3 protein-coding genes are annotated in these 3,600 nt (G+C 71.7%); 2 read left to right on the top strand and 1 reads right to left on the bottom strand.

What is annotated here, in order from left to right; all coding sequences use genetic code 11:
* Window positions 1-76 precede the first annotated feature (76 nt).
* Both AB8Z75_RS32395 and AB8Z75_RS32390 read left to right on the top strand, forming a co-directional pair.
* Window positions 77-1,534 (top strand): sodium:solute symporter family protein, encoded by a 1,458-nt coding sequence (locus tag AB8Z75_RS32395; protein ID WP_369208309.1) that lies wholly within the window; start codon window positions 77-79, stop codon window positions 1,532-1,534.
* Window positions 1,535-1,590: 56 nt separating this feature from the next.
* The gene (locus tag AB8Z75_RS32390) at window positions 1,591-2,751 is read left to right on the top strand and encodes an NAD(P)/FAD-dependent oxidoreductase (protein WP_369208307.1); all 1,161 of its coding nucleotides are present in this window, start codon (window positions 1,591-1,593) and stop codon (window positions 2,749-2,751) included.
* Between the two features lie 136 nt (window positions 2,752-2,887).
* Here AB8Z75_RS32390 and AB8Z75_RS32385 read toward each other — a convergent pair.
* Window positions 2,888-3,600, bottom strand: a 713-nt coding sequence (locus AB8Z75_RS32385; RefSeq protein ID WP_369208305.1) for an endonuclease I family protein, incomplete at its 5' end; no start/stop codon positions are given.

Genomic DNA, 3,600 nt, shown 5'->3' with positions numbered 1-3,600 from the left:
GTGAGCGCCCTCCCGCACCACCCGTGCGCCCGTCCAGGGCCGGGTGCTGGTCCCGTCATGTCCCTGGAGGCATGCCATGCCCGGAAACTCCACCGGTCAGATCATCGCCATCGTCCTCGCGAGTCTGCTCATCATCGCGCTCGGTGCCCTGCTGTCCATGTACTTCGGCAAGCGGGCGAAGAACTCGGACGACTGGCTCGCGGCGCCCGAGTCGCTCCCGCTCGGCGTCGTCGTGATCACGCAGTTCGCCACCGCCGTCGGCGGCGGGGTGCTGATCGCCCACGTCGGCATCGCCTACGCGGCGGGCTGGTCCGTCTTCGCCTACGAGGGCTGCGTCCTGCTGGGCTTCCTGGGACTCACCCTGATCGCCCGCTGGCTGCGCGAACAGCGGTTCACCACCGTGCCCGACATCATCAGCAGGCTGTTCGGCGCGAGCAGACCGGTCACCGCGATGGCCGGAGTGGCGGCGCTCATCGTGCCGTTCGGCTGGCTGGCCACACAGTTCGTGGCCTTCGCCAAGCTGTTCGGCGAGCTGACCGGCATCTCCGCGACGGTGCTCATCCTCACCATCACGGCGGGCTCGCTCGTCTTCGTCCTGCCCGGCGGGCTGACCTCCGTGGTGTGGACGGACTTCGTCTTCGGCATCTTCAAGATCGTCATGTCGCTGGTGGTGGCCGGCTACGCGGTCCACCTCGCGGGTGGTTGGAGCGGGGTGACGGGTAGCGTTCCCGAACGCCTGTGGCGGCCCAGCGGGCTGACCGCGGCCGGCGGCGAACAGATCTGGCTGTGGGTGGCGGCCATCGTGCCCGGGACGCTGACCAACCAGCTCTACTTCCAGCGGGTGTTCGCCACCAAGAAGGTCTCCGACGCCCGCCGTGGCCTGGTGCTGTCCGGGCTGACCATCCTCGTCGGCGGCCTGTACGCCGGGTGCATCGGCCTGGCCGTGCGCGCGATGAACCCCGGCCTCGACAACCCCGAGGACGCGGCGGGCTGGCTCATCACCCGGCTGCCCGCCTTCCTACTCGTCGTCTACGGAGCCTTTCTCGTCGCCACGATCATCTCCACCACGGGCGCCGCCCTGCAGTCCGTGGTCGCCAACGTGATCCGCGACCTCTACCAGAACGTCTTCGGCCGGGACCGCGGTGACCGCGAGACGGTGTCGCTCTCCCGGATCGTCACGGTGCTCGTGGCCGCGCTCGCCGCCGGGCTGGCCATCCTCTTCCCGAGCGCGCTGGACTGGCTGGTCGCCAGCTACGCGTACTCGGCCGCCACCCTCGCCGCCCCCGTCTTCGGCGGATACCTGCTGCGCCGGCGTTTCACCCTCAGGCCGGCCGCCGCCCTGGCGAGCATGCTCGCCGGAATCGCCGGGTGTGCGATCGCCCAGTTCCTCGACACGACCGTGCCCTACGCGGTGTACGGCATCGTGGCGTCGGCGCTCGCGCTGCTGCTCCCGCTGGTGTCGGGGACACGTGGCCGTTCCGCCGGGCCGCGGGGCACGGACACCGCCGAGCCCCTGCCCGTCCCCAAGGGGTGACGGCAGTGCCGCCGACCGGTCGAGGAAAGTCCAGCAGAGTCGAAAGGAAGACATCAGTGCGTATCGCTGTCGTGGGACTGGGAGTCATCGGGGCCGCCGCCGCGAGGTCGCTGGCACGGGCCGGGGCGGAGGTGACGGTCTTCGAGCGCACCGCACCCGCGGCCGGCACCACCGGGACCACGTTCGCCTGGATCAACTCCCACCAGAAGGACCCGCTGGCCTACCACGAGCTCAACGTCGCCGGGATCGCCGAGCACGAGGCTCTCCAGGAGCCCGGCGGCCAGTGGTTCTTCCGGGGCGGAAACCTGGAGTGGGCGCGCCCGAGCGGCCACGCGCACCTCGCCGCGGCGCTCGCGGAACTGCGCCGCCGCGACTACCCCGCGGAGTGGATCACCCCCGCGCAGGCCCGGAAGCTGGTGCCGGACCTGCGCGTACCCGACGAGGTGACCGACATCGCCTGGTATCCGCAGGAGGGTTACGTGCTGCCGGCCGCGCTGCTGGCCCGGCTGTGGGGAGAGGCACGCGACCACGGCGCCGTTCTGCGCTGCCCGGAAGAGGTCGTTGCCGCCACCGGCGAGAGCGGGCGGGCCCGCCTGACCCTGGCGTCAGGCGCGAGTGAGCGCTATGACGTGGCCGTCCTGGCGGCGGGCCGTTGGAGCGAGGGCCTGGCAGCGGCATCCGGGCTCTCCCTGCCGATGGCCGACCCGCAGGCCGCCGGCTCGGCCACCGTCGGCCTGCTCGGCTACACGGCGCCGCTGGCCACCCGCCTGGGCCGTGTCCTCACCACTCCCGAGCTGAACGTACGCCCCGAGGGCGGTGGCCGTCTGGTCGTGCAGGGCCTCGACCTCGACGTGGACGCCGATCCTGCCGCCCCACCGCGGCCCGACGGCGCGCACGCCCGTGAGCTGGTCGGGCGGCTGCGCGGGCTGCTGGCCGGCACCGAGGGCGCCCGGCTGGAGTCGTTCCGCGTCGGGCAGCGGTCCCTGCCCGCCGACGGCAAGACGGCCGCCGGGTTCGACAGCGGCGGATCGGTGTACGCGATCGCCACGCACAGCGGTATCACGCTCGGTCCGCTCCTGGGCCGGCTCGCCGCGGAGGAGATCGTCATGGGCAGGGAGAGCCCGCTGCTCACCGAGTTCCGCCCCGATCGGTTCGCCGGCGTGGACAAGGAGACCTTCGCCCCGCTCGCTCCGGCACGGTTCGCCGGCCAGCAGTAGCGGCCGGCGCCGTCACGGGGCCCGCCTGCGGGATGCGGGACGGCCCTGACGCGGACCGCCAGGGTGCCCTCCGCTCGGGCACCCCGCGGTCCGCTCGGGGCAGGCCTCCGCCCGTCCGCGACGAGCTCTGTGCTGCCTACGACCAGACCTCGCCGACCCACTCCGGATGGTCGACGAAGGGGTTGCGGTTGTGCTGGAACTGGTCGTATATGACGTCGTTGCGCCGCTTCTCGAAGTCGTCCGGCGGGTCCTGCTCGCTCCACTGCCGCAGTACGGACAGGCGTCCCAGGTTGGGCGCGGAGCCGTTGTCCACCTTGTCGTTGGGCTCCAGGTCGGGGTGTGAGTCGTCGCCCTCGTAGCGGACGGCCATGTACAGGACCATGCGGGCCACGTCGCCCTTGACCTCGTCACGGGGTTCGAACGAGTCGTCGTCGGTGAAGTTGCCCGGCGCCTCGCCGACTTCCTCGCCGCCCTCGTCGAAGTCCTTGTTGCCGCGCTCACTGTTCACGCTGACGTCCGTGGGGCGCAGGTGGTGGATGTCCGTGCCGGGCCCCGGCGAGGTCCCGAAGTCGCCGTGGGACTTGGCCCACACGTGCTCACGGTTCCACTGGTCGGCACCTCCTCCGTTGTCGTCGGCGCTCTGTGAGCGGCCGGAGTAGAGGAGGAGGACGTGCGAGGAGTCGGCCGGGTCCTGGTCGGTGGCCTTGAGCGCGTCCCACACCTGGTCGTAGGAGAGGGTTTCGGAGTCCTTGATGATCCCGTGCAGCGCCGTCTTGAGCTCCGGGCCCGTCTTGCCCTCGGCGTCGTTGTAGTAGTCGTCGGGCGCGGAGTAGGGGGAAGCCGCGGGGG

The organism is Streptomyces sp. PU-14G (assembly GCF_041028275.1).
Classification (GTDB): domain Bacteria; phylum Actinomycetota; class Actinomycetes; order Streptomycetales; family Streptomycetaceae; genus Streptomyces.
This window is presented reverse-complemented; position numbering and strand designations above follow the sequence as displayed.

Excerpts from the sequence above, each read along its gene's own strand:
- AB8Z75_RS32395 (WP_369208309.1), top strand. The coding sequence starts at position 77 with ATGCCCGGAAACTCCACCGGTCAGATCATCGCCATCGTCCTCGCGAGT.